The following is a 24,757-nucleotide window of genomic DNA, read 5'->3' on the forward strand; positions in this document are numbered from 1 at the left end:
GCAGACAAGGCATGCGATGGTCTTACAATACGTTCACTCCTATTCATGCATCGCTTGCTCCCCGGCACGAGGCACCGCGCCGATGGCCTGGCGGCACCGACAAAAACCCACGACCCGAGACACATGACCCGAGACCCCCGCCTGACTCTCAATGCCCGGCAACAGGAATTGCTGGAGTGGGTGCAACGCGACGGCTTCGTGACCGTGGACGACCTCGCGGCCCACTTCGACGTGACGCCGCAGACGATCCGCCGCGACGTCAACTGGCTCGCCGACATGAACCTGCTGCGCCGCTATCACGGCGGCGCGAGTCTGCCGACGAGTTCCGAGAACGTCTCGTACTCCGCGCGTCAGCGGATGTTCCATGAAGAAAAACGGCGCATCGCGGCGCTAGTGGCCACTCACATCCCCGATCAGGCTTCCCTCTTCATCAACCTCGGCACCACCACCGAAGAAGTCGCGCGTGCGCTCAACCGGCATCGCGGTTTGCGCGTGATTACCAACAATCTGAACGTCGCCAGCATGATGAGCGGCTATCCGGATTGCGAAGTGCTCGTGACGGGCGGCATCGTGCGGCCTTGGGACAAAGGGATCGTCGGCGAACTGGCAATCGACTTCATCCGCCAGTTCAAGGTGGACTTCGCGATCATCGGCACGTCGAGCATCGAGACGGACGGGACGCTGCGCGATTTCGACACGCGCGAAGTGCGCGTCGCCGAGGCGATCATCCAGCACGCACGCACGGTCTTCCTCGCCGCCGACAATTCGAAGTTCGGCCGCCCCGCTCTGGTTCGCCAAGGTCATCTGGATCAGATCGACGCACTTTTCACCGACGCCGCACCGCCCGCCGAGATGGCCGAAACGCTGACCGCCGCCGGCTGTCAGGTGTACATCGCGGAGTAAGTCCAGGCATCTTCCGCCATGTTGCAGCGCACGCAAAACTTCGAGTGAAATCAAGAATTTGGCCGCCGTCCCAAACCGCCTCTGCATGGCGCAATTGTCAAAGGAAAAATTTACTGGGGCCCATTTGGTGTTTAACGTCCGGTTGACTACACTCCAGTTCCCCGGCGTCCGTTCCGCGTTATGCGTGGTGCCGGTTGCGTAAACCTGTGTGTATTAGCCGTATTTCCCGCCTGATCCTCTAGCGGACTTCACTGGCATATGGCCAGTCGCCGGCAAGGCCGTCCGCGTTAGCTTGACCTGGAGAGAAACGATGCTGAGTCCGCATGAATTCGCCACGTTGTTGCTCGTCAAGGACGCTCCCAATCAAGTCGATATGGAGCGAGAAGAACTTGACGCCCTGCTGGAGCGCCAACTCGTACAACTCGAACGGCTCGCGTCGGGCAACGAACAATGGCGCGTGACCGAAACCGGCGACAACGCAATTCGAGCCATCAAGCGTTTTTCGTAGCGTCTTTTCCGGAACGTCGGCCTGTGCGGTCGACGTTCGGCAGCATGAAGACGGGTTGCGCGCCGGCTGTTGCCGTTGTCATTGGGTGCGCGCACTTGAAAGCTGCCTCGCCTTCTCTTTCTGCAAGACTGTCGGTCCGCTCAAGCGGACGTTTTGTTGTGCCCAATTCATTTACACAGTAAATTGACGCGACGGACCCTCTGCCTTCGCGTATGCCCAAAACGCTCTCCTCCGACGACATCCAGCAATTCCGCGAAGCCATGCGGCGCGTAGCCGAGAACGCCTTCGCCACGCGCGGAGCGCAGGGCGTGACGATGCGCGAACTGGCGAAGGAGCTGGGTTGCAGCGCGATGACGCCCTACCGCTACTTCCGCGACAAGGACGAGATCCTCGCGATGGTCCGCGCCGCGGCGTTCAACCGCTTCGCGGCGCGTCTGGAGGCAGCCGCCAGGCAGGCCCCGGAGACCGACCACTCGGCCGTCAGCGACGCGTACGTAACGTTCGCGCTCGACGAACCGCACGCGTACCGCTTGATGTTCGATCTGACGCAGCAGGAAAGCGGCTACCCGGACCTCGCGGCCGCCTCGCAACGGGCGTGGCATATGCTTGGTGCGCATTTCGAGCGGCTCGTCGCCGCGGGCATTCTGGAAGGCGATCCACAGTTGATCGGCTACGCGTACTGGGCGAGCCTGCACGGTTTTACGATGCTGGCGCTCGCCAATCATCTGCCGCTGCCGCAAGCGCAGCAGCCCCCCGCGAGCAAGGCGCCGACGCGCGAGGCCGTGCTCGCGCAGATTCGCCAGATGTTGTGGCGCGGCGCGCAACCGCAGCGCGCCCAGGCCTGAGCGCGCTAATCAGGAAACTGCGCAGGAGCCTGAGCAGGAAACCGAGCGAAAAACTCAGCCGCTGCGCAAGGTCGGATCGACCGCCGCGCGCCAGCTCAACGCCTTGGCACGCTGGTCGGTAAAGAATGTGACCCACTGATTGCGCGCCTGCGGGTCGCTGCTCGCGCCCAGGCTCGCGTGGTGCTGCGCGATCGACGCCTGGAACGCACAGTAATCTTCCTTCGATAACCTGCCGCGCCGATTCGCCACGTACGCATCGAACAGCGTCACGTAGACGCCTTGCGCGTCGTTGCCGTAGTCGACCGTCTGGGCGCTGCACATCTGTTGCAGCGACGCGAACGACGGCGCGCCCCTCGTCCCGTTCAAGCTCGGCGTGCTGACGCATCCCGCGACAAGCGCTGCCGCGCCGATCATCCAAAGTCCACGCATGAATTCACCTCGATATGGCTGCTGCCGAGAGTATCGTCCGTGGCCGCGCGTTGCGCCACCACCTTGGCTAATCGTTAGAGGAATGCCTAGCCAAACCGAACTTTACTTTTTCGAATATGTTCATTAAAGTTCGAAAACGAACACTATCGGTTCGATAGTTTTTCCAAACGGCTTCCGAATACGGCGTAGGGGACAAGCAGGTGACGCAAGGCTCAAAGTACGATTTGCTCGTCGTGGGCGGCGGGATCAACGGCGCAGGCATCGCACGCGATGCGGCGGGCCGTGGCCTGTCGGTGTTGCTCTGCGAACAGGATGATCTGGCGGCGCATACGTCGTCGGCCAGCACGAAGCTGATTCACGGCGGCCTGCGCTACCTCGAATACCGCGAGTTCGGGCTGGTGCGCAAAGCCTTGCAGGAGCGCGAAACGCTGCTGCGCGCGGCGCCGCACATCATGTGGCCGCTGCGCTTCGTGATGCCGCACATGCCCGATCTGCGCCCGGCCTGGCTGATTCGCGCCGGCCTCTTCCTTTACGACCACCTCGCCAAACGCGAACTGCTGCCCGGCTCGCGCGGCATCGATATGCGCCGCCATCCGGCGGGCACGCCGCTGGTCGATTCGATCAAACGCGGTTTCGTGTATTCGGACGGCTGGGTCAACGACGCGCGTCTGGTCGTGCTGAACGCGCTGGACGCGCAGGAACGCGGCGCGAAGATTCTCACGCGCACCAAGCTGCTAAGCTCGGTGCGCGCCGGCGGCGAATGGCGCGCGCAACTCAAGCGCGCCGACGGCACGATCCTCGACGTGCGCGCCGCCTCGATTGCGAACGCGGCGGGCCCGTGGGTCGGCGAACTGCTGCAAGGGGCACTCGGCCGGGAAGCGACGCACAGCGTGCGCCTCGTGAAAGGCAGCCACATCGTCACGCGGCGCCTGTTCGAACACGATCATGCGTATATCTTCCAGAACCCGGACAAGCGGATCATCTTCGCGATTCCGTACGAGCACGATTACACGCTGATCGGCACGACCGATATCGAGTATCGCGGTGACCCGTCGCAAGTCGCGATCACGCCGGACGAAACGCAGTATCTGTGCGATTCGATCAACCGCTATTTCAAGCAGAAGATCACGCCGCAAGACGTGCGCTGGACCTACTCGGGCGTGCGTCCACTGCTCGAAGAAGAAGGCGCGGACAACCCGTCGGCGGTCACGCGCGATTACTCGCTCGAACTCGACGCACCCGCGGGCGAAGCACCGCTTCTGTCGGTGTTCGGCGGCAAGATCACGACATTCCGCAAGCTGGCCGAAGAAGCGGTCGACAAACTCGCGCAAGCGCTGCAAAACAACGCGCCTTCGTGGACGGCGGGAGCGCCGCTGCCGGGCGGCGATATTCCGCAAGCCAACTTCGAGCGCTTTCTCGCCCAGTTCAAGCAACAGCATGCGTGGCTGCCCGCCGACCTGGCACATCGTCTTGCTCGCGCGTACGGCACGCGCGTCAAGGATGTGATCGGCAACGCGCGCTCGCTCGCCGAACTCGGCAACGCATACGCTCCCGGCCTCTACGAAGCCGAACTCGTTTATCTGCGCGACATCGAATGGGCGCGCAGCGCGCAGGACGTGTTGTGGCGCCGCTCGAAGCTCGGTTTGCACGTCGAACCCGGCACGCTCGAGTCGGTCATGCACGAGATCGACGCGTGGTTCGCTCGCGATCTCGTTAGACAAAAGCAGAACGCGTAAGGCCATCGCAACGCGGCCCGATCGCACCACCTGAAAGCTTTTCGGCTACGGACAAAGCCGGGACGCACCACTGCAAGCTGTTGCAGCCCGCTTAAAACAACAAGCCGTTCCCGTCGCCGGTTGGCATTCCGGCGATTCATAAAACGCATGGAGAAGACACAATGCAGGATCAATACATCCTCGCGCTCGACCAAGGCACCACCAGCTCCCGCGCAATGCTATTCGACCGGCTCGGCAATGTCGTGTCGACCGCTCAGAAAGAATTCCAGCAAATCTATCCGCGCCCGGGCTGGGTCGAGCACGATCCGCAGGAAATCTGGTCGACCCAGGCTGGCGTCGCCGCCGAAGCCGTCACGCGCGCCGGCATGAACGGCACCTCGATCGCCGCGATCGGCATCACCAATCAGCGCGAAACCACCATCGTGTGGGACCGCGAAACCGGGCATCCGATCTACAACGCGATCGTCTGGCAAGACCGCCGCACCGCCGACTTCTGCGACCAGCTAAAAGAGCAGGGTCTCGAAGCAAAAGTCCGCGCGAAAACCGGCCTGCCGATCGACTCGTATTTCTCGGCGACCAAGATCCGCTGGATTCTCGACAACGTCGAAGGCGCGCGCGAAAAGGCGAAGCAAGGACGCCTCGCGTTCGGTACGGTCGACAGCTGGCTGGTGTGGAATTTCACCAAGGGCGGCCTGCACGTCACCGATGTGACCAACGCGTCGCGCACGATGCTGTTCAACATTCACACGCTGAAGTGGGACGACGAACTGCTCGAGGCGCTCGACATTCCGCGCAGCATGTTGCCGGAAGTGCGTGCTTCGTCGGAAGTGTACGGGCCGACCAAGACCACCGTGTTCGCGTCGAAGATTCCGCTCGCGGGCATCGCCGGCGACCAGCACGCCGCGCTGTTCGGTCAGATGTGCACGCAGTCGGGCATGGTGAAGAACACCTACGGCACGGGCTGCTTCCTCGTGATGAACACCGGCGACAAGCCGATCGAATCGAAGAACAACCTCGTCACCACGATCGCGTGGCAGATCGGCGACCAGATCAATTACGCGCTCGAAGGCAGCATCTTTATCGGCGGCGCCGTGGTGCAATGGCTGCGCGACGGCCTCGGCATCATCAAGAATGCTGCGGAAACCGAAACGATGGCGCGCAGCGTGCCGCATAGCGACGGCGTGTATCTGGTGCCCGCGTTTGCCGGCCTCGGCGCGCCGCACTGGAATCCACGCGCTCGCGGCACGCTGTTCGGCGTGACGCGCGGCACGACCTCGGCGCATATCGCCCGCGCCGCGCTCGATTCGATCGCGTACCAATCGCTCGACGTGCTGAAGGCGATGGAAGCCGACTCCGGTATTCGCATCGGCGAGCTGCGCGTGGACGGCGGCGCTTGCGCGAACAATCTGCTGATGCAGTTCCAGGCCGACATTCTCGGCGTCGACGCAGTCCGCCCGCAGGTTTCGGAAACGACCGCATTGGGCGCGGCGTATCTGGCCGGCCTCGCGGTCGGCTACTGGAAGGACGTCGACGAACTGCAAAGCCAGTGGAAGCTCGATCGCCGCTTCACGCCCGCGCTGGCACAAGCCGAGGTCAAGGAATGCCTCGACGGCTGGCAGCGCGCGATTCGCGCCGCGAAGGCCTGGGCCGACACGCCCTGAGCGCGCGTTTCACCGTTCCATAAAACACCTTTCGACATAACGAAGCCGCTTCCTCCAGCGGCTTCCCTAATAACTATATTTCGGATAACCAACCATGTCTCCTTACATTGCGGAATTCATCGGCACAGCCCTTCTGGTGCTGCTCGGCGACGGCGCGGTCGCCAACGTGCTGCTCGCGCGCACCAAAGGTAAAGGCGCGGACCTGATCGTAATCGTGATGGGCTGGGCGATGGCGGTGTTCATCGCCGTGTACGTCACCGCTTCTTTTAGCGGCGCGCACCTGAATCCTGTCGTGACGATCAGCCTCGCGCTGGCCGGCAAGTTCGCCTGGGCCAAGGTCCCCGGCTACGTCGCGGCGCAGATGCTCGGCGGTATGGCGGGCGCCTTGCTCGTGTGGGTCGCGTATCGTCAGCACTTCGCGAAAGAAGGCGATGCCGACGTGAAGCTCGGCGTGTTCTGCACGTCGCCGGCGATTCGCAGCGTGCCGCATAACCTGCTGACCGAAATGATCGCGACCTTCGTGCTGATTCTCGGCGTGCTGTATCTGGCGTCGCCGCAAGTCGGCCTGGGTGCGCTCGACGCACTGCCGGTCGGCTTGCTGGTGCTCGGCATCGGCATCTCGCTCGGCGGCCCGACCGGTTACGCGATGAGCCCGGCGCGCGACCTGTCGCCGCGCCTGATGCATGCGCTGCTGCCGATTCCGGGCAAGCGCAACAGCGACTGGCGTTATTCCTGGATTCCGGTCTGCGGCCCGCTGCTGGGCGGCGCGGTGGCGGCAGCGCTGTATATGTACCTGCACGCGCATTGATTGCGCCGTAAGGAAACGCGAGGACGGGAAGCGACGGCGCCGCGCAGGCGGCGCCAAAGCACGTATCATGTTGCTTTCAATCTCCGCGCATGAGCTTGCAACCGTCTTGCTCATGCGCTTCCCGCTTTCCGTTTTAGCGCATGATCGACCACCTCATTTGTGACTGCGACGGCGTGCTCGTCGACAGCGAAATCATCGCTGACCACGTGCTCCTCGAAACGCTGTCCGCCACCTTCCCCGGCCTCGACTTCGAACCGGTCGTCAAAACGGCCTTCGGCCAGCAGATGTCGCGCTTTCTCGAAGGCATCGAAAAGTCGTTCGACGTCACCCTGCCGGCGGATTTCCTTAACACCATCGAACACAATGTCGAGCTGGCGCTCGCGGCGTCGCTCAGTCCGATCAACGGCGTGCGCGACGCGTTGCAACGCGTGACGCTGCCGGCCGCCGTCGTGTCGAACAGCCGGATGGCGCGTGTGAACGCGTCGGTGCGGCGCGCGGGCTTGCAGCAGATTTTCGGCGAGCGGATTTTCAGCGCCGAACAGGTTGCGCGGCCAAAGCCGTTTCCGGATGTGTATCTGTTCGCCGCCAGGACGCTGGGTGTGGAGCCGTCCCGCTGCATCGTCGTGGAAGATAGTGTGGCTGGGTTGAATGCAGCACGTGCCGCGGGCATGAAGACGATCGCCTTCGTCGGCGCAAGTCATATTCCCGACGGCTATGCGGACGCGCTGCGCAAGATGGGCATGACACGCATCATGAAACATATGGATGAGCTGCCCGCGTTGATCGACGCAGGCCTGCGCGGTGAGTTCGGCGACGTGCAGTCGTAGCGGCTAACGGCTCGCTGTGATCGCAACAAAAAAGCCAGCTGGATCCGAACTCCCCCCGCAACGTTGAACACCCGTCCAACGATTTGGGCTGCAGTTCAGATCGCCGGCTTTTTTATCGAACAATCTTTTTTATCGAACAACCGTCAGCGCTGAGACGCGCATCACGCCTCGTCGGCCACGCATTCACGCGCCGTCGCCAGCGCCTGGCGGAACTCCACCAATTCCGCGATCGTCAGCATCGGCAGATTGTGTTGCGTGGCGAAGCGCTCCACATCCGCGCCGCGCGTCATCGTGCCGTCCGCGTTCATCAATTCGCACAGCACGCCGGCCGGCTTCAACCCCGCGAGAGTCGCCAGATCCACCGTGCCTTCGGTGTGGCCGCGGCGCGCCAGCACGCCGCCCGGCATCGCACGCAACGGGAACACGTGGCCCGGACGCACGATGTCGGCAGGCTTCGCCGTATCGGCGATTGCGGCGCGGATCGTCGTCACGCGATCGAGCGCGGACACGCCGGTCGTCACCCCGTCGCGCGCTTCGATCGAGACGGTGAACGCGGTGCCATGACGGCTTTCGTTGTTGACGGCCATCGGCGGCAGTTCGAGCGCGCGGATCTTGTCGTCGGGCAGGCACAGACAGACGATGCCGCTGCATTCGCGGATCAGCAACGCCATGGTTTCGACGGAAAGACGCTCGGCGGAAACGATCAGATCGGCTTCATTCTCGCGGTCGTGATCGTCTTGCAAGACCACGGCGCGGCCATCGCGCATCGCTTGCAAGGCAGCGGCGATACGCGGTGGAACGGCTTCGGTGGCGAGCAACGGGAGATCGGCGAATGCATCTATTGCAATCGTCGACGGAGCAGGAAAAGTGGCAAAAGACATAGTTGAAACGCTCGTCGCAAAAGTTGGGCGAAAAACGTTTCAGGGCATTGCAAACAGACAAAGACGCGCCGTTGAGCGCCGCTTGACCAACCAGCGGCGCGACGGAAACGAACATGACTATCTGCACATCTTCTTCCATCCGGACTCTAACCGTCGGCTCTGGCTTCTCACCAGATCTGCTGACCCCGTGTCGACCAGAGTTAGTGCTTTAGCACTTACTCTGGTCCCATGCATCGCTGTCGACCAGAGTTAGTGCTTTAGCACTTACTCTGGTCCCATGCATCGCTGTCGACCCGAGTTAGTGCTTTAGCACTTACTCTGGTCCCATGCAAAGCTGTCGACCCGAGTTATTGCTTTAGCACTTACCCGGGTCCCATGCAACGTAGTTGCACAGTTCCAAACACATTGACGACGCGGGCGCTCGCGGGCTCGCCGGCTAACGCTGTCGCGCTGCCGGCATACCGCCGGTGGGGAATTTCACCCCGCCCTGAAGACGCACTGATTGCCGGATCGACCGGCGGGCCAAGCATACAACAGTCGCGCCGGACGTGCAGCGCAACCCCTACTAATTAGACGGACACCTCTGCTTAACAGCGCAAGCGCAAGCGGGACCAAACCCGCGCCGCCAAGCCTCATTCCATTAAACCGGCGCGGTCTGCCGAGTCGCATCGTGCGCTGCAGGCACATCCCAACGCGGCGGCGATTCCGCCTTCAGCGTCACACGAAACGCGCGCGCTTCGGTGTCGCCGGGATTGCGCAGGCTATGCGGCTGGTCGGCATCGAAGACGATCGCATCGCCCGTTGCCAGCAATTGACGCTGATCGTGCACGCTGACTTCCAGCGTGCCTTCGCTCACCACCAGATTCACGGTCGTGCCCGGCGCGCGGCGCGTGCCGGCCTCGGTATGCAGCGGCGCGATCCGCAACTCGTGAAACTCGACGGCGCTCGGCTCGGCGTCGGGATAAAGCGGCCGGGCCGAATAACGCCCGTTCGAACTGACCACGCGCGACGAACGTTCAGCCGGCAAATGCTCGAAGCCGTTAGTCGCGTGACGCCGCAAAAAAGCCGCCACCGAGACCTTCAACGCCGCCGCGACCTTGCACAGCACCTTGATCGACGGCACGCTGCGCGCCGACTCGATCTGCGCGAGCATCGCTCGTGAGACGCCCGAAGCGCGGGCCAGGGCGTCGAGTGACAGTTGCCGCTCGGCGCGCAAACGGGCGAGATTCACGCCGACCAGATGTTCAAGTGCATCGAAGGGTTCGGTGGCACGCGGCGACGCTTCGGTGTCGGCCGCGGGATCGCGAACCAGCGCAAGCGGGGAATGCATGATTGCCTCCAGGAGCGCCGCCGGACGGCGGGCAAGCGGTTAGTGGAAGCAAGATAGCACCGCCCCTGGCAGCGCCCAACGAAGTTATCTTCACACTGTTATCAGCATTGCGGAGGACGATGCCCGCAAAGCTTGTGCGAATTTTTTATATGGACGCCCGCATGCCGGTCCGTACGCTCGGGCGCATTCAGGCACGCTGCGCGACGGCCGACGCCGGCGCATCCATGCGCGCCGCGAACCAAGTCAGCAGCAAAGCCACCACGCTGACCGCTGCCGCAACCCAGGGCAGCGTATCGAGCGAATGGCCGTGATCGATCACGAGACCGCCGAGCCACGCGCCACCCGCATTGCCGACGTTGAACGCACCGATGTTCAACGTGGAAGCCAGGTTCGGCGCCGCGGCCGCTTTCTCGACTACGCGCATCTGCAACGGCGGCACGGTCGCGAACGCGGCGATACCCCACACGAACACGGTGATCGCCGCGGCCACCTGCGAGTGGCTGGTGCGCGCGAAGATCGCCATCACCACCGCGAGCGCGACCAGAATGCCCATCAGCGAAGGCATCAGCGCGCGGTCGGCGAGCTTGCCGCCCATCGTATTGCCGATCGTCAGGCCGATACCGAACAGCACCAGAATCAGCGTCACGCCGCGCGGCGAGAAGCCGCTGACCTGCTCGAGGATCGGCGCGATGTAGGTGAACACCACGAATACGCCGCCGAAGCCGAGCACCGTCATCGCGAGTGCGGTCCAGACTTGCGGGTCCTTCAGCACGCGCACTTCATGACCCAGCCCGACCGGACCGGAATCGTGACGGTTCGGCACCAGCGCCGACACGCCCGCCAGCGACAGCACGCCCAATACGCTGACGATCCAGAACGCCGCGCGCCAGCCGAATTGCTGGCCAATGAAGGTGCCGAACGGCACGCCGAGCACATTGGCCAGCGTCAAGCCGGTGAACATTAGCGCAATCGCGCTCGCGCGCTTTTCGGCCGGCACGAGCGAAGCCGCCACCACCGCGCCGATACCGAAGAACGAACCGTGCGCGAACGACGTCACCACACGCGCGATCATCAGCACGGAATAGCTGGAAGCAACCGCGCACAACACGTTGCCGACGATGAACACACCCATCAGCAACTGCAGCGCGAGCTTGCGCGGCATCTTGCTGGTGATCACCGCGAGCAGTGGCGCGCCGACCGCGACGCCGAGCGCGTAGCCGCTCACGAGCAAACCAGCCGACGGAATCGACACCGCCAGATCGTGCGCGACCTCGGGAAGCAAGCCCATGATCACGAACTCGGTGGTGCCGATAGCAAATGCGCTAATCGCCAGCGCCAGTAATGGAATGGGCATCTTTCTTCTCCAGGTTCTAAAGTTGCGCGTGGTGAGTGTGCTGAGCGTGGCGTAGCGCGGTCACGAATTCGATGACCACGCCCGGCGCGAGCGCGACGAACAGTTGCCATTCAGCTTGCTGCGGGCCGATTGGCGGCACTTCGGCGAGCTGGTAGGGCACGTCCGCCCTGTGCAGCCGGTCGAGCAACGCCTGCCATTCGCCGGCGCTCTCCAGCCGGAACGCAACGTGATCGATGCGCGGCGCCGTCCTTCCCGGCTGGACCGGCACCGTCGCGTCGATCAGATGAATCACCGGCCGGCCGTTCGCATACAGCCAGTTGCCGTCGATCGAAAACGGCGGCCGCGCGCCATCCGTCAACCCGACAACCTCGACGAAAAAACGTCGGGTGGTGTCGAGATCGGCGGTGACGATCGTCGCGTGATCGAGTTGCATGGCGTCGGCGGCTCAGCGGACATCAGGGTTTTCGAGGAGTGCATTGTCGGCGCCGAACATGGTTTTGATAATTGGCGTAGCATTTGAAGCATTTTCAAATACTTTTTGAAAGACCGCGATGGATAACCTCGGTGACATTCGCCTGTTCGTCGAAGCGGCGCAGCAAGGTAGCCTGTCGGCGGCGGGCCGCAAGATGGGCCTGACGCCAGCCGCCGCCAGCGCGCGGCTGGCCAAGCTCGAAGCCGGCCTGAAAGCGCGCCTGTTCGAGCGCACCACCCGCCAGTTGCGCCTCACCGACGAAGGCCGCCTGTACCTCAACTGCTGCCGCCAGGCGCTGCAATCGCTCGACGACGCCGAAGCCGCGCTGCAAGCCGGCCAGGGCGTGGTGCGCGGCAAGGTGCGGATTTCCGCGACCTCCGACTTCGGCCGCAATCTGCTGATGCATTGGCTCGACGAGTTCAACGCGCGCTACCCGGAGGTGACTTTCGCGCTCACGCTGTCGGACTCGCTGTCGAATCTGGTGCAGGAAGACATCGACCTCGCGATCCGCTTCGGCGTGCCGCAGGACAGTTCGCTGGTCGCGCGCAAACTGGCGCCGAACCGGCGCGTGCTGTGCGCGTCGCCGGACTACATCGCGCGGCGCGGTGAGCCGAAGGATCCGCACGATCTGGCGAGTTTCGACTGCATCGTGCTCGGCACGGCGTCCGGGCCCGTCAACGAATGGCGCTTCACGCGCGGCGACGAAGTGCAGCACTACACCGTGCCGCTCGACACCGCGCGCGAGACCAACGACGGCGCGGTCGCCCGCGAGTGGGCGCTGCGCGGTTATGGCATCGTGATCAAGTCGATGTGGGACGTGGAAGCGGACTTGCGCGCCGACGGCCTGAAAATCCTGCTGCCGGAGTGGCGCTATCCCGACGCGCCGCTGCACGCGCTCTATCACCGCAACCGCTTCATGGCGCCGCGCGTGCGCGTGCTGCTGGATTTCCTGGGCGAGCGCTTCGCGCAGGTATCGGACGAGCTGGAAAGCCTGCTGGGCCTGCCGCCGGCACGACCGGAAGCCCGGGCCGCCGCAGAAACCTCATCCGATGAAGGGCTATAATATCCAGCTACGCTGCAAACGTGCATTGAAAGTGGACCAAAAACGCAACCCACGCCCCGCGGCCCGTCCGCATGCCGCCCGCACGTTTGGCGCCTCTTTTACCTTTTAAACGACGCCCCCAGGTTAACCACTGCGACCGGCGAAATTCGATGACCAAGAAAGTTTATGTAAAGACCTTTGGCTGCCAGATGAACGAGTACGACTCCGACAAAATGGTCGACGTACTCGGCGCGGCTGAAGGCCTCGTCAAGACGGACACCCCGGAAGACGCGGACGTCATTCTGTTCAACACCTGCTCGGTGCGCGAAAAAGCGCAAGAGAAAGTCTTCTCCGACCTCGGCCGCGTGCGCGAGCTGAAGGAAGCGAATCCGAATCTGATCATCGGCGTCGGCGGTTGCGTGGCGAGCCAGGAAGGTGCGTCGATCGTCGCGCGCGCGCCGTATGTCGATCTGGTGTTCGGTCCGCAAACGCTGCACCGTTTGCCGCAGATGATCGATAAGCGCCGCGCAAGCGGCCGCGCGCAAGTCGATATCTCGTTCCCGGAAATCGAAAAATTCGATCACCTGCCGCCGGCGCGCGTCGACGGCCCGAGCGCGTTCGTGTCGATCATGGAAGGCTGCAGCAAGTACTGCAGCTACTGCGTCGTGCCCTACACGCGCGGCGAAGAAGTGTCGCGTCCGCTGGATGACGTGCTGACCGAAATCGCCGGCCTCGCCGACCAGGGCGTGCGTGAAGTCACGCTGCTCGGCCAGAATGTGAATGCCTACCGTGCCGGTCTCACGCTCGGCTCGTCTGAAATCGCCGACTTCGCCACACTGATCGAATACGTCGCCGATATTCCGGGCATCGAACGGATTCGCTACACCACGTCGCATCCGAAGGAATTCACGCAGCGCCTGATCGACACCTACGCGAAAGTGCCGAAGCTGGTCAGCCACCTGCACCTTCCGGTGCAGCACGGCTCAGACCGCATTTTGATGGCGATGAAGCGCGGCTACACGGTGCTCGAATACAAGTCGGTGATCCGCAAGCTGCGCGCGATCCGCCCCGACCTGTCGCTGTCGACCGACATGATCGTCGGCTTCCCCGGCGAGACGGAAGAAGACTTCGACAAGATGATGACGCTGGTGAACGAGATGAAGTACGACACCAGCTTCTCGTTCATCTACAGCCCGCGCCCCGGCACGCCGGCAGCGAATCTGCAAGACGACACGCCGCGCGAAGTGAAGCTCAAACGCCTGCAACATTTGCAGGCCACTATCGAAGAAAACGTGCAGCGCATCAGCGATTCGATGGTCGGCAAGGTCGAGCGGATTCTGGTCGAGCGCCCGGCGCGCAAGGACCCGAACGAACTCGCGGGCCGTACCGAGAACAATCGCGTGGTGAATTTCCCGGCGCCGATCGCGTCGCACGCACGGCTGATCGGCCAGATGGTCGACGTGAAAATCGTCCACGCGTACCCACATTCGCTACGCGGCGAACTCGTGCTGGTGCACGACGACACGCGCCCCGAAGGAAGTCCCCTTGCGGGACCCGCCACCACCCACTAAGCCGTTTCGAAACCGACAGGATCGATCCACCGCCTTGAAGACCACTCAGCAGCATCTGGAATTCACCGCACCGCGCGAAGACAACGCGCGGCTCGCCAACCTCTGCGGACCGCTCGATGAAAATCTGCGGCAGATCGAGCAGGCGCTCGACGTGACGCTGCAACGCCGTGGCCATCGCATCGCGATTCGTGGACGCGGCGCGAAACTCGCGCTCACCGCGCTCGAAAACTTCTACAACAACGCGCGCGAGCCGCTGTCGGTCGACGACATCCAGCTCGCGCTCGTCGAAGTGCGCCATCCGGCGCGCCATCGCGCGAACGGTAATGGCAGCGAAGCGGTCGATGCGCGTTTCCCCGGCAATCCGGACCATCCGTTCGACCAACCGGCCGACAACGATGACGAAGACCTCGAAGAACTCGGCCCGAAGCTGTACACGCGGCGCGCCGATCTGCGCGGCCGCACGCCGGCGCAACGCGAGTATCTGAAGCAGATCGTCTCGCACGACGTGACTTTCGGCGTCGGTCCGGCAGGTACGGGCAAGACGTATCTCGCGGTCGCTTGCGCGGTGGACGCGCTGGAGCGCGATCAGGTCAAGCGCATCGTGCTGACGCGTCCGGCCGTCGAAGCGGGCGAACGCCTCGGTTTCCTGCCGGGCGATCTGGCGCAGAAGGTCGATCCGTATCTGCGCCCGCTGTACGACGCGCTGTACGACCTGCTCGGCTTCGACAAGACCGCGAAGATGTTCGAGCGGCAGATGATCGAAATTGCGCCGCTCGCGTACATGCGCGGTCGCACGCTGAACCACGCGTTCATCATCCTCGACGAAGCTCAGAACACCACGCCCGAACAGATGAAAATGTTCCTCACGCGGATCGGCTTCGGCTCGAAGGCGGTGGTCACCGGCGACACGACGCAGGTGGATTTGCCGCGCGGCGCGAAAAGCGGGCTGATCGAGGCGCAGCAGGTGCTGGCGGACGTGCGCGGCATTGCGCTCACGCGCTTCACCAGCGCGGACGTAGTGCGGCATCCGCTGGTCGCGCGAATTGTGGAGGCGTACGATGCGCATTCGCAGAAAGCCGCCGGTCCGGCGGATTCTCGCTGATTGGCGTCGATTGCCGTTGAAAATGCGGTTGAAAATGCCGTCGCAAAGAAAGCAACAAATCGATCACGCATGAGCCGCGCGCCGAAACTGACGTTGAATCTGCAATTCCCCGCCGCCAGGACCTGGCCGGAACACAAGGCGCTGCTGCCACGCGCCGCTGTGGCCGGCTGGATCCGCGCGGCGCTCTTCGCGGACGGCGAACTGACGGTGCGTTTCGTCGACGCCGACGAAGGCCGCACGCTGAACCGCACCTATCGCGGCAAGGATTACGCGACTAACGTGTTGACCTTCGCGTACGCCGAATCCGAAGACGATCCGGTGACCGGCGACCTGATCCTGTGCTGTCCGGTGGTCGAAAAAGAAGCCGCCGAGCAGGGCAAGCCGCTCGTCGCGCACTATGCGCATCTGCTGGTGCACGGCACGCTCCATGCACAAGGCTACGATCACGAGGTCGAGGAGGAAGCCGAGGAAATGGAAGCGATCGAAACTGAAATTCTCGGCAAGCTCGGCTTCCCCGATCCTTATCGATAGCCGCCGACATCGTCGTTTAAAGCCGCCGTGAGCACCTCTTCCCCCGCAGCCGACACCCGCCAGCCCTGTCCGGATTACCCGCCGGCGCTCGGCGAGTCGCGGCTGCTGACGGACGAGGAGTTGCGCGCGTCGCTCGAATGCACGTTGCGCGACTGGGACGGGAAAAGCGATCTGTGGCTGTTCGGCTATGGCTCGCTGATCTGGAATCCCGGCCTGCCCGCCGTCGAAGCGACCCGCTCCAAGGTGCATGGTTATCACCGCGGGCTGTATCTGTGGTCGCGGGTCAATCGCGGCACGCCCGAACAACCGGGCCTCGTGCTGGCGCTCGATCGCGGCGGCTCCTGCACCGGTATTGCGTTTCGCCTGGCCGCCGAGGGCGCGATGCCGCATCTCGACGCCCTGTGGCGCCGTGAAATGGCGATGGGTTCGTATCGTCCGGCATGGCTGCCGTGCGTGCTCGCCGACGGCCGGCGCGTCGATGCGCTCGCCTTCGTGATGCGCCGCGACGTGCCCACCTACACAGGCAAACTGCGCGACGAGATCGTCAAAACCGTGTTCGGTTGCGCCAGCGGCCGCTACGGCACGACGCTCGACTACGTCAGCCGCACCGTGCATGCGCTGCGCGAAAGCGGCATGCCGGATCGCGCGCTGGAAGCGCTGCTCGAGCGCTGCCGTGAGGAAAGCGGCGAGGCAAGGCAGGAAGCAAGGCAGTAGCCAAGCCGCACTTTTTTGCTTCAGAACGCTTTTCCTCGCGTTATCAGTTAGGATTGACCTACGCCCCGCGGTTAGCGACGGGGCAGTTTCACGGCTGCTTCACTCATCGCCTCGCCCGGCGGGACACGGTCCTGCCATGTGCGTGGTGTATCCTTAATGCTCTGCAACAGCGCGCCCAGTCTTGCCGGGCGCACTACCATGAACGACACGTATCCCAGTCGACGCCAAATCGACAAACCGCAGGAAAAGCGCTCACTCCTCGAGCGACTGACCGACTTCATCTCGCCTGAGCCCGAATCGCGCGGCGAACTTCTGGAAATTCTGCAGGACGCGCACGAGCGCAACCTGATCGATGCCGACTCGCTGTCGATGATCGAGGGCGTGTTCCAGGTTTCCGAACTCAGCGCGCGCGACATCATGGTGCCGCGCGCACAAATGGACGCGATCAACATCGCGGACAATCCCGCCGAATTCATCCCTTACGTGCTGGAAAAAGCACACTCGCGCTATCCGGTTTTTGAAGGCAATCGCGACAACATCATCGGCGTGCTGCTGGCCAAAGACCTGCTGCGCTATTACGCCGAAGAGGAATTCGACGTGCGCGGCATGCTGCGACCCGCCGTGTTCATTCCGGAGTCGAAACGCCTGAACGTGCTGCTGCACGACTTTCGCGTGAATCGCAATCACCTCGCGGTCGTGGTCGACGAATACGGCGGCGTTGCCGGTCTGATCACGATCGAGGACGTGCTGGAACAGATCGTCGGCGATATCGAAGACGAATACGATTTCGACGAGGAAAGCGGCAACATCATCGCCTCGCCGGACGGCCGGTTCCGCGTGCGCGCGCTCACCGAGATCGAGCAGTTCAACGAGGCGTTCGGCACGCATTACCCGGACGAGGAAGTCGATACGATCGGGGGCCTCGTCACGCATCACTTCGGACGCGTGCCGCATCGCGGCGAAAAGGTCCGCATCGACGATCTGATCTTCGAGATTCTGCGCGGCGACGCCCGCCAGATTCACATGTTGCTGGTGCGCCGCGATCCGCTTGCCGGCCAGCGCGAGCGCGACGCACAGCACGTGCAGACCTGAGCCGTTTCACTTCTTCGTTTCTTCAACTTCTTACGCCGACCGCGCAATAATGGCCGACCCGATTACTTCCCGTTCGCGCCGCGGCGTGAGTTCCCCTGCCGCCCAGGAAACACGCGGCCGCGCGCTGCCCCGCTGGCACTATCTCGTCGCTTTGGCCGCCGGTGCGGCCAACACGCTTTCGTTTGCGCCGACGCCGCACGGCGGCTGGCTCGAACTCGTGATCTTCACGTTTTTCTTCACATGGCTCACGCGCACGACGAGCTGGAAGAGCGCCGCGCTGACGGGCGGCGCATTTGGCTTCGGCAACTTCGTCACGGGCGTGTGGTGGCTGTACGTCAGCATGCATGACTACGGCGGCATGGCCGCGCCGCTGGCGGGCGCGGCGGTCGTGCTGTTCTCGTTGTACCTGGCGCTTTATCCGGCACTGGCCGCGGGCGTCTGGTCGTTCTGCGCCGGCCATGCGCGCAACGGCGCACTCGATGACGACAAACCCTTCTCCCCGACCTTGCACGGCGCGCTGGCTTTTGCCAGTGCCTGGGCGATCGGCGAATGGTTGCGCGGCACCGTGTTCACCGGTTTTCCGTGGCTCGCGAGCGGTTATGCGCAGGTCGACGGTCCGCTCGCCGGCTTTGCGCCAGTGGCGGGCGTATACGGCGTCGGCTGGATGCTGGCGCTGGTGGCGGCGTTGATCGCGCAGGCGTTGATGCGTGTGCGCGAGCCGCTCGATACTGCTCGAGGCGGCATTGGGGCTAAGCGCGGTGGCGCGCGCGTTGCCGTGCCGGCGCTGATCGCGCTCGCGCTGCTGGCGGCCGGCCTGCTGCTGCCGCTCGCGCAATGGACCGTGCCGGCCAACGCGGCGCTCACCGTGCGCCTGCTGCAAGGCAACGTGAAGCAGGAAATGAAGTTCGAGGAAGCGGGCATGCGCGCCGCGATCGATCAGTTTCAGCAGATGATTACGTCGAAGCCCGCCGACCTGGTCGTCACGCCGGAAACGGCGATTCCGGTACTCGCGCAGCAATTGCCGCCGCAGTTTGCGTCGGCGGTGCGCAACTTTTCGGATACCACGGGCACTGCGGTCCTGTTCGGCGCGATCGGCGGCACCATTACGCCCGAAGGTCAGGTGATCGACTATACGAACAGCCTGTTCGGCGTTACGCCGGGCACCCGCGACATATATCGCTACGATAAGCACCACCTCGTGCCGTTCGGCGAATTCGTGCCATGGGGGTTCCGCTGGTTCGTGAATCTGATGCGCATTCCGCTAGGCGATTTCGCGCGTGGCGCGCTGGTGCAGAAACCGTTCATCGTGCATAACCAGCCGGTCGCCGTCGATATTTGCTATGAGGATATTTTTGGCGAAGAGATCGCGCGAAGCATCCGCGAGAGCGATACGCCCGCGGGCGTGCTGATCAACTCGACGAATCTCGCCTGGTTCGGCGACACGATCGCGCTCGATCAGCATTTGCAGATTGCACGGATGCGTTCGCTGGAGACCGGCCGGCCGATGCTGCGCGCGACCAATACCGGCACGACGGCTGCGATCGATGCAAACGGCAAGGTGCTGGGGCGCCTGACGCCTTACACAGTCGGTTCGCTCGATGTGACGATACAAGGCACGTCAGGCAGGACGCCTTACGTGACGAGCGGCAACAACACAGTGCTGGCGGTTTCGTTGTTCCTGCTGGCGTTCGGATTTGCGTTCGGGCCGGGGATTGCGCGGCGGCGCAACGGTAAGAATTGAAGCATCATTTTGCGATCTTGCGTCAATCGCAGACGATCGTCATTCAAACATCACTCGCCGCGCGACCCACACCGCTCGTTTAGTTCGCCGGCATAGTATCGATAAACGACTGGCGCAGCGACAGCTTCTGGAAATGCTTGTCCAGATTCGGATACGCTTCGCGCCAGTTCAGCTCGGGCATGCGGAAATCGAGGTAGCCCAGCGCGCAACCCACTGCGATATCCGCGAGCGTGTAGTGATTGCCCGTGCACCAGGGCTTGCTGCCCAATCCCTGCGACATCGCGACCAGGCCTTCGTCGATCTTGCGTTGCTGCCGCGCGACCCACGCGTCCACGCGCTGCTCGGGCGCGCGCTGGGTGCCCTCGAGGCGAATCAGCACCGCCGCGTCCAGCACGCCGTCGGCCAACGCCTCCCAGCAGCGCACCTCGACGCGCTCGCGCCCCGACTGCGGAATCAGCTTGCCGACCGGCGAGAGCGTATCGACGTACTCGCAGATCACCCGCGAATCGAACACCGCTTCGCCGTCTTCCATGACGAGACACGGCACCTTGCCGATCGGGTTGAAGGTGTGAATCGTGGTATCCGGCGCCCAGACGTTCTCCAGCACCAGCTCGTAGTCGATCTTCTTGTCGGCCAGCACGATGCGCGCTTTACGCACGAACGGGCTGCCGAGCGAACCGATGAGTTTCATCATCACATCTGCCCTTTTCTTGAATTCGGCGAAAGTATAAGTGGTCGGCGGCATTCCGAGTGCGGCGCCCCATCTTCGCAAGCCACGTGGATGCTGGCTGTGGATGGATAGCAACATTGCCGTGCCGGAGGCCGGGCGTCTATCAGGCTAAACGGCCGATTGACTGAAAGACGGGCACGAGGCGCGCGGCGCTGCCGCCGTCGCGCGTCTTATCGGCACACTGCGCCCGCCTGCGGTGCGAGGCAAGCTCTCCCACCTCGACCACCCGTATCCGCACAAAAAAAGTCCGCGCATTGGGCGCTACAATCGCACGATGAACCAGCCGACCGAACCCACCATCGCCATCGACGTTTACCGCACGCGCCGCGAGCGCGTACTCGCCGCGCTGCGCGCAGCGGGCGGCGGCGTCGCCATCGTACCCACCGCGCCGGAAAAGCTGCGCAACCGGGACGCCGACTATCCTTACCGGCACGACAGCTACTTCTACTACCTCACCGGCTTCACCGAACCCGAAGCGCTGCTGGTGCTCGATGCAAGCGCCGCGCCGGGCGCGCCGGCCTCGATCCTGTTCTGCCGCGAGAAGAACGTCGAGCGGGAGACGTGGGAAGGCTTCCGCTTCGGCCCGGAGGGCGCGCGTGAGGCGTTCGGCTTCGACGCCGCATTCGCGATCGGCGAAGTCGATGCGCAACTGCCGCGCATTCTGGCGGACAAGCCGTCGCTGCATTACGCGCTCGGCACGTCCGCGCAGCTGGACCAACAGGTACGCGGCTGGCTCGACGCGGTGCGCGCGCAGGGCCGCAGCGGCATCGTCGCGCCCGCCGCCGCGCGCGATCTCATCCCGTTGCTCGACGACATGCGGCTCATCAAGGACGATCACGAACTCGCGATCATGCGCCGTGCCGGAAAGATTTCCGCGCAAGCGCATCGCCGCGCGATGGCCGCCTGCCGGCCCGGCGTGCGCGAGTACGAACTCGAAGCCGAGCTGCTGTACACCTTCCGCAAATTCGGCGCGCAGGCGCCGGCTTACACGTCGATCGTGGCCGCGGGCGCGAACGCCTGCGTGCTGCACTACCCGGCCGGCAACGCCATCGCGCGGGACGGCGACCTGATCCTGATCGATGCGGCCTGCGAACTCGACGGCTACGCGTCCGACATCACCCGCACCTTCCCCGCCAGCGGCCGCTTCACGCCGGCGCAGCGCGAGTTGTACGACATCGTGCTGGCCGCGCAGCAGGCCGCCGTCGACGCCACCCACGCCGGCGCCAGCTTCGACGATCCGCACCAGGCCGCCGTGCGCGTGCTGTCGCAAGGCCTGCTCGACACGGGCATCGTCGACCGCACGAAATTCAAGTCGGTCGACGACGTGATCGCCGAGCGCGCCTATGCGCCGTTCTATATGCACCGCACCGGCCACTGGATCGGCATGGACGTGCACGATTGCGGCGACTACCGCGAGCGCGGCGCGGCGCGCGACGAAGCGGGCGCGCTGCCGTGGCGCACGCTGCAAGCATCGATGACGCTGACCGTCGAGCCCGGTCTGTATATCCGTCCGACCGAAGGCGTGCCGGAGCGCTACTGGAACATCGGCATCCGCATCGAGGACGACGCGATCGTCACGCCGAACGGCTGCGAGTTGATCACGCGCGACGTGCCGGTAGCCGCCGACGAGATCGAAGCGTTGATGCAGGAAGCCCGCGCGGCTCATGAAGCAAGGAAGTAACCCGCAATGAACGACGTTTCCCAGCCGGCAGTGATTCTGAAACCCGCCGCGTCCGACGCCTCATTCGATTTTGACGTGACCATCGTCGGTGCCGGCCCGGTGGGACTCGCGCTGGCCGGATGGCTGATGCGCCGCAGCGCGACGCAGGCGCTGAAGATCGCGCTGATCGATGCGCGCGAGCCGGAGGACTCGATCGCCGATCCGCGCGCGATTGCCGTGTCGCACGGTAGCCGGATGATTCTCGAACCGCTGCGCTGGCCCGCCGACGCCACCGCGATCCAGCGCATCCATGTGTCGCAGCGCGGCCATTTCGGCCGCACGCTGATCGATCACAGCGAACACGGTTTGCCGGCGCTCGGCTACGTGCTGCGCTACGGCTCGATCGTGCATGGGCTCGCCGAAGCGGTCCACGCAAGTCCGGTGCACTGGTTCCGCTCGACTTCCGCGTCAGCGCCGGTTCAGGAGCATGACGGGCTCACGCTGCCGGTCGAAACCGCGGGCGTCACGCGCCATCTGCGCACGCGCATTCTGGTGAACGCCGAGGGCGGCTTGTTCGGCGACCAGAAAACCGGCAAAAGCGCCGGCAAAGGCGGCACGCGCGATTACGGGCAAACCGCGCTGGTCGGCACGGTCAGCGTGTCGGCGCCGCAACCGCATGTTGCGTGGGAGCGCTTCACGTCGCAAGGGCCGATCGCGCTGCTGCCGATGGGCGGCGTGCGCGGCGCGGACTACGCGCTGGTCTGGTGCTGCGCCCCCGACGAAGCCGCGCGCCGCACGCAACTCTCCGACGAGGCATTCCTGCGCGAGCTCGGCGCCGCCTTCGGCGACCGCATGGGCCGCTTTAGGCAGATCAAAGGGCGCGCGTCGTTTCCGTTGGGGTTGAACACGATCGATACGCTGGTGAAAGGCCGCGTGGTCGCAATCGGCAACGCGGCGCAGACGCTGCATCCGGTGGCGGGTCAAGGTCTGAACCTAGGACTGCGTGACGCGCACGCGCTCGCCGACGCGCTGTCGGCAGAAGGCGCCACGCCGCTCGCGCTGGCCGGGTTCGCCCAGCGCCGCGCGCTGGACCGGCGCCTGACGATCGGCGCCACCGACACGCTCGCGCGTCTCTTCACCATTGACTTCCCGCCCCTGGCGATCGTGCGCGGCCTCGCCCTCATCGCACTCGAATTCGTGCCGCCGGTGAAAACCGCGCTGGCACGGCAAATGATGTTCGGCCAGCGCCGCTGAGCGCGCCGCCCGCTCGCGCTGTATCGTCATGCCGGCGCAGCATGCGAGCGGTGCCGGTTCTATGACCCGGAGCACTTTCATAGAAGATTTAATGAGTTACGACAGGCTCAAGTCGGGTGCCGGCTATCCGTTAACGCTAAAATAGCTGTTTTCCCTCGCATTTCGCGAACGCTCCGATTGAAAGAATCCGAAAAGAAACTGAAACAATCGGCTGCGCGCGCGACCACGTCATGCCTACTCTCGGCTCCCACAATCTGCGCAATAACCTGTTCGTCGCCCCGATGGCGGGCGTGACCGACCGGCCGTTCCGGCAGCTTTGCAAGCGGCTGGGCGCGGGTTACGCGGTGTCGGAAATGGTCGCGTCGAACGCACAATTGTGGAAAAGCGAGAAGACCATGCGCCGCGCCAATCACGCGGGCGAGGTCGAGCCGATCGCCGTGCAGATCGCCGGCGCCGATCCGGCCATGATGGCCGAAGCGGCTCGCTACAACGTTGCCAACGGCGCGCAGATCATCGACATCAACATGGGTTGCCCGGCCAAAAAGGTCTGCAACGTCGCGGCCGGTTCGGCGCTGCTGCAGAACGAACCGCTGGTGCAACGCATCGTCGAGGCGGTGGTCGGCGCGGTGGGCGCGGGGCCCGATGCGGTGCCCGTCACGCTGAAAATCCGCACCGGCTGGGACCGCGACAACAAGAATGCGTTGAGCGTTGCGCGTCTGGCCGAAGCCGCCGGCATTTCGATGCTGACCGTGCACGGCCGCACGCGCGCCGACCTGTATCACGGCGACGCCGAATACGAGACCATCGCCGCGGTGAAGGCGGCGGTGCGCATTCCGGTGGTCGCCAACGGCGACATTGCGTCGCCGCAAAAGGCGCGCGAGGTGCTCGCCGCCACCGGCGCCGACGCAATCATGATCGGCCGCGCGGCACAGGGGCGCCCGTGGCTGTTCCGCGAAATCGAACATTTCCTGCAAACGGGCGAGTTGCTGCCGCCGCCGCGCATCGACGAAATCCAGCAGGTGATGAACGAGCATCTCGAGGATCACTACGCGTTCTACGGCGAATTCACGGGTGTGCGCACTGCGCGCAAGCACATCGGCTGGTACACTCGCGGCCTTTCTGGCGCCAACGTGTTCCGGCATCGCATGAATACGCTGGACACCACGCGCGAACAACTCCTCGCCGTCAACGAGTTCTTCGACGCACAAAAGGCGATTTCCGACCGCCTCGTCTACGTCGAAGAAACGCTCAACAAGAACGACGGCGAGCCGGACCAAACCGACCGACTAGCAGCATGAGCAAGAACAATATCGAACAATCTGTCCGCGACAGCCTGGGCATGTATTTCCAGGATCTCGACGGCTCCAATCCGCACGACGTCTACGACATGGTTATTTCGTGCGTAGAAAAACCGTTGCTCGAGGTGGTGCTCGAGCAGGCCGGCGGCAATCAGTCGCTGGCCGCCGAGTATCTCGGCATCAACCGCAATACGCTGCGCAAGAAGTTGCAACAGCACGGTTTGTTGTAGTTTCCCGGCGCCCCGCCACGTTTTCCTTCGGCTTTTCG

The 24,757-nt window shown here is 63.9% G+C and carries 24 protein-coding genes and 1 riboswitch; of the genes, 18 read left to right on the forward strand and 6 right to left on the reverse strand.

Going from position 1 to position 24,757, the window contains the following annotated elements:
- The first annotated feature begins 123 nt into the window (after window positions 1–123).
- From SB772_RS15800 to SB772_RS15810, 3 genes are all read left to right on the forward strand, one after another.
- The gene (locus SB772_RS15800) at window positions 124–903 is read left to right on the forward strand and encodes a DeoR/GlpR family DNA-binding transcription regulator (protein WP_410834172.1); all 780 of its coding nucleotides are present in this window, start codon (window positions 124–126) and stop codon (window positions 901–903) included.
- Between the two features lie 310 nt (window positions 904–1,213).
- Window positions 1,214–1,411, forward strand: a complete 198-nt coding sequence (locus SB772_RS15805) for a hypothetical protein (RefSeq protein WP_410834173.1) — start codon at window positions 1,214–1,216, stop codon at window positions 1,409–1,411.
- A gap of 212 nt (window positions 1,412–1,623) precedes the next feature.
- Window positions 1,624–2,256 carry a TetR/AcrR family transcriptional regulator gene (locus SB772_RS15810; protein WP_410834174.1) on the forward strand — a complete coding sequence of 211 codons (633 nt, stop codon included), beginning with the start codon at window positions 1,624–1,626 and terminating at the stop codon, window positions 2,254–2,256.
- Between the two features lie 54 nt (window positions 2,257–2,310).
- On the opposite strand, the gene SB772_RS15815 is transcribed toward SB772_RS15810, so the two are convergent.
- Entirely contained in the window at window positions 2,311–2,685 is a 375-nt protein-coding gene (locus tag SB772_RS15815) for a hypothetical protein (protein ID WP_410834175.1), read from the reverse strand.
- A 200-nt stretch (window positions 2,686–2,885) separates the two neighbouring features.
- On the opposite strand from SB772_RS15815, the gene glpD reads away from it, so the two are divergent.
- From glpD to SB772_RS15835, 4 genes are all read left to right on the forward strand, one after another.
- A complete protein-coding gene (glpD, locus tag SB772_RS15820) occupies window positions 2,886–4,421 on the forward strand; it encodes a glycerol-3-phosphate dehydrogenase (protein WP_410834176.1) in 1,536 nt (511 codons plus the stop codon).
- 161 nt (window positions 4,422–4,582) lie between these two features.
- On the forward strand, window positions 4,583–6,082 hold the full coding sequence (gene glpK / locus SB772_RS15825; protein ID WP_410834177.1) for a glycerol kinase GlpK: 1,500 nt from the start codon (window positions 4,583–4,585) through the stop codon (window positions 6,080–6,082).
- Window positions 6,083–6,176: 94 nt separating this feature from the next.
- Window positions 6,177–6,890: an MIP/aquaporin family protein gene (locus tag SB772_RS15830; protein WP_410834178.1), complete on the forward strand. Its 714-nt coding sequence runs from the start codon at window positions 6,177–6,179 to the stop codon at window positions 6,888–6,890.
- Window positions 6,891–7,030: 140 nt separating this feature from the next.
- Complete coding sequence (locus SB772_RS15835) at window positions 7,031–7,717, forward strand: HAD family hydrolase (protein WP_410834179.1); 687 nt, start codon at window positions 7,031–7,033, stop codon at window positions 7,715–7,717.
- 161 nt (window positions 7,718–7,878) lie between these two features.
- Here SB772_RS15835 and ribB read toward each other — a convergent pair whose 3' ends face one another.
- From ribB to SB772_RS15855, 4 genes are all read right to left on the reverse strand, one after another.
- Window positions 7,879–8,598: a 3,4-dihydroxy-2-butanone-4-phosphate synthase gene (ribB, locus tag SB772_RS15840; RefSeq protein ID WP_410834180.1), complete on the reverse strand. Its 720-nt coding sequence runs from the start codon at window positions 8,596–8,598 to the stop codon at window positions 7,879–7,881.
- Window positions 8,599–8,721: 123 nt separating this feature from the next.
- Window positions 8,722–9,097, reverse strand: a riboswitch (FMN riboswitch).
- Between the two features lie 141 nt (window positions 9,098–9,238).
- On the reverse strand, window positions 9,239–9,928 hold the full coding sequence (locus SB772_RS15845) for a helix-turn-helix domain-containing protein (protein ID WP_410834181.1): 690 nt from the start codon (window positions 9,926–9,928) through the stop codon (window positions 9,239–9,241).
- Window positions 9,929–10,115: 187 nt separating this feature from the next.
- Window positions 10,116–11,282, reverse strand: coding sequence for an MFS transporter (locus SB772_RS15850; protein ID WP_410834182.1), 1,167 nt, complete (start codon window positions 11,280–11,282; stop codon window positions 10,116–10,118).
- A 16-nt stretch (window positions 11,283–11,298) separates the two neighbouring features.
- The gene (locus SB772_RS15855) at window positions 11,299–11,715 is read right to left on the reverse strand and encodes a VOC family protein (RefSeq protein ID WP_410834183.1); all 417 of its coding nucleotides are present in this window, start codon (window positions 11,713–11,715) and stop codon (window positions 11,299–11,301) included.
- A 118-nt stretch (window positions 11,716–11,833) separates the two neighbouring features.
- Between SB772_RS15855 and SB772_RS15860 the strand changes: the two genes are divergently transcribed.
- From SB772_RS15860 to lnt, 7 genes are all read left to right on the forward strand, one after another.
- Window positions 11,834–12,817: a LysR family transcriptional regulator gene (locus tag SB772_RS15860; RefSeq protein ID WP_410834184.1), complete on the forward strand. Its 984-nt coding sequence runs from the start codon at window positions 11,834–11,836 to the stop codon at window positions 12,815–12,817.
- Between the two features lie 149 nt (window positions 12,818–12,966).
- Window positions 12,967–14,367, forward strand: coding sequence for a tRNA (N6-isopentenyl adenosine(37)-C2)-methylthiotransferase MiaB (gene miaB, locus SB772_RS15865; RefSeq protein ID WP_410834185.1), 1,401 nt, complete (start codon window positions 12,967–12,969; stop codon window positions 14,365–14,367).
- Between the two features lie 34 nt (window positions 14,368–14,401).
- Complete coding sequence (locus tag SB772_RS15870; RefSeq protein ID WP_410834186.1) at window positions 14,402–15,469, forward strand: PhoH family protein; 1,068 nt, start codon at window positions 14,402–14,404, stop codon at window positions 15,467–15,469.
- Between the two features lie 69 nt (window positions 15,470–15,538).
- Window positions 15,539–16,000 (forward strand): rRNA maturation RNase YbeY, encoded by a 462-nt coding sequence (gene ybeY, locus SB772_RS15875; RefSeq protein ID WP_410834187.1) that lies wholly within the window; start codon window positions 15,539–15,541, stop codon window positions 15,998–16,000.
- 27 nt (window positions 16,001–16,027) lie between these two features.
- The gene (locus SB772_RS15880) at window positions 16,028–16,714 is read left to right on the forward strand and encodes a gamma-glutamylcyclotransferase (RefSeq protein ID WP_410834188.1); all 687 of its coding nucleotides are present in this window, start codon (window positions 16,028–16,030) and stop codon (window positions 16,712–16,714) included.
- A gap of 198 nt (window positions 16,715–16,912) precedes the next feature.
- On the forward strand, window positions 16,913–17,806 hold the full coding sequence (locus SB772_RS15885; RefSeq protein ID WP_410834189.1) for an HlyC/CorC family transporter: 894 nt from the start codon (window positions 16,913–16,915) through the stop codon (window positions 17,804–17,806).
- Between the two features lie 49 nt (window positions 17,807–17,855).
- Window positions 17,856–19,547 carry an apolipoprotein N-acyltransferase gene (gene lnt / locus SB772_RS15890; RefSeq protein ID WP_410834190.1) on the forward strand — a complete coding sequence of 564 codons (1,692 nt, stop codon included), beginning with the start codon at window positions 17,856–17,858 and terminating at the stop codon, window positions 19,545–19,547.
- 79 nt (window positions 19,548–19,626) lie between these two features.
- On the opposite strand, the gene SB772_RS15895 is transcribed toward lnt, so the two are convergent.
- Window positions 19,627–20,241: a glutathione S-transferase C-terminal domain-containing protein gene (locus tag SB772_RS15895; RefSeq protein ID WP_410834191.1), complete on the reverse strand. Its 615-nt coding sequence runs from the start codon at window positions 20,239–20,241 to the stop codon at window positions 19,627–19,629.
- Between the two features lie 310 nt (window positions 20,242–20,551).
- Between SB772_RS15895 and SB772_RS15900 the strand changes: the two genes are divergently transcribed.
- The 4 genes from SB772_RS15900 to SB772_RS15915 all read left to right on the forward strand — a co-directional run bounded on the left by SB772_RS15900 (window position 20,552) and on the right by SB772_RS15915 (window position 24,719).
- Window positions 20,552–21,958, forward strand: a complete 1,407-nt coding sequence (locus SB772_RS15900) for an aminopeptidase P N-terminal domain-containing protein (protein WP_410834192.1) — start codon at window positions 20,552–20,554, stop codon at window positions 21,956–21,958.
- Window positions 21,959–21,964: 6 nt separating this feature from the next.
- Window positions 21,965–23,191: a UbiH/UbiF/VisC/COQ6 family ubiquinone biosynthesis hydroxylase gene (locus SB772_RS15905; protein ID WP_410834193.1), complete on the forward strand. Its 1,227-nt coding sequence runs from the start codon at window positions 21,965–21,967 to the stop codon at window positions 23,189–23,191.
- A 230-nt stretch (window positions 23,192–23,421) separates the two neighbouring features.
- On the forward strand, window positions 23,422–24,489 hold the full coding sequence (gene dusB / locus SB772_RS15910; protein ID WP_410834194.1) for a tRNA dihydrouridine synthase DusB: 1,068 nt from the start codon (window positions 23,422–23,424) through the stop codon (window positions 24,487–24,489).
- Window positions 24,486–24,719 (forward strand): Fis family transcriptional regulator, encoded by a 234-nt coding sequence (locus tag SB772_RS15915; protein ID WP_007180440.1) that lies wholly within the window; start codon window positions 24,486–24,488, stop codon window positions 24,717–24,719. The genes dusB and SB772_RS15915 overlap by 4 nt, the downstream gene beginning before the upstream one ends.
- The last annotated feature ends 38 nt before the right edge of the window (window positions 24,720–24,757 follow it).

The organism is Paraburkholderia sp. SIMBA_030 (assembly GCF_046535245.1).
Classification (GTDB): Bacteria; Pseudomonadota; Gammaproteobacteria; order Burkholderiales; family Burkholderiaceae; genus Paraburkholderia.

Bases quoted from the DNA above. Each gene is read 5' to 3' on its own strand.
- SB772_RS15915 (WP_007180440.1), top strand. From the start codon at position 24,486: ATGAGCAAGAACAATATCGAACAATCTGTCCGCGACAGCCTGGGCATG.
- ribB (WP_410834180.1), bottom strand. From the start codon at position 8,598: ATGTCTTTTGCCACTTTTCCTGCTCCGTCGACGATTGCAATAGATGCA.
- SB772_RS15860 (WP_410834184.1), top strand. From the start codon at position 11,834: ATGGATAACCTCGGTGACATTCGCCTGTTCGTCGAAGCGGCGCAGCAA.
- SB772_RS15835 (WP_410834179.1), top strand. From the start codon at position 7,031: ATGATCGACCACCTCATTTGTGACTGCGACGGCGTGCTCGTCGACAGC.
- dusB (WP_410834194.1), top strand. From the start codon at position 23,422: ATGCCTACTCTCGGCTCCCACAATCTGCGCAATAACCTGTTCGTCGCC.
- SB772_RS15855 (WP_410834183.1), bottom strand. From the start codon at position 11,715: ATGCAACTCGATCACGCGACGATCGTCACCGCCGATCTCGACACCACC.
- lnt (WP_410834190.1), top strand. From the start codon at position 17,856: ATGGCCGACCCGATTACTTCCCGTTCGCGCCGCGGCGTGAGTTCCCCT.
- SB772_RS15815 (WP_410834175.1), bottom strand. From the start codon at position 2,685: ATGCGTGGACTTTGGATGATCGGCGCGGCAGCGCTTGTCGCGGGATGC.
- ybeY (WP_410834187.1), top strand. From the start codon at position 15,539: ATGAGCCGCGCGCCGAAACTGACGTTGAATCTGCAATTCCCCGCCGCC.
- SB772_RS15810 (WP_410834174.1), top strand. From the start codon at position 1,624: ATGCCCAAAACGCTCTCCTCCGACGACATCCAGCAATTCCGCGAAGCC.
- SB772_RS15900 (WP_410834192.1), top strand. From the start codon at position 20,552: ATGAACCAGCCGACCGAACCCACCATCGCCATCGACGTTTACCGCACG.
- SB772_RS15885 (WP_410834189.1), top strand. From the start codon at position 16,913: ATGAACGACACGTATCCCAGTCGACGCCAAATCGACAAACCGCAGGAA.
- SB772_RS15895 (WP_410834191.1), bottom strand. From the start codon at position 20,241: ATGATGAAACTCATCGGTTCGCTCGGCAGCCCGTTCGTGCGTAAAGCG.
- SB772_RS15830 (WP_410834178.1), top strand. From the start codon at position 6,177: ATGTCTCCTTACATTGCGGAATTCATCGGCACAGCCCTTCTGGTGCTG.
- SB772_RS15800 (WP_410834172.1), top strand. From the start codon at position 124: ATGACCCGAGACCCCCGCCTGACTCTCAATGCCCGGCAACAGGAATTG.
- SB772_RS15905 (WP_410834193.1), top strand. From the start codon at position 21,965: ATGAACGACGTTTCCCAGCCGGCAGTGATTCTGAAACCCGCCGCGTCC.
- miaB (WP_410834185.1), top strand. From the start codon at position 12,967: ATGACCAAGAAAGTTTATGTAAAGACCTTTGGCTGCCAGATGAACGAG.
- SB772_RS15850 (WP_410834182.1), bottom strand. From the start codon at position 11,282: ATGCCCATTCCATTACTGGCGCTGGCGATTAGCGCATTTGCTATCGGC.
- SB772_RS15805 (WP_410834173.1), top strand. From the start codon at position 1,214: ATGCTGAGTCCGCATGAATTCGCCACGTTGTTGCTCGTCAAGGACGCT.
- glpK (WP_410834177.1), top strand. From the start codon at position 4,583: ATGCAGGATCAATACATCCTCGCGCTCGACCAAGGCACCACCAGCTCC.
- SB772_RS15845 (WP_410834181.1), bottom strand. From the start codon at position 9,928: ATGCATTCCCCGCTTGCGCTGGTTCGCGATCCCGCGGCCGACACCGAA.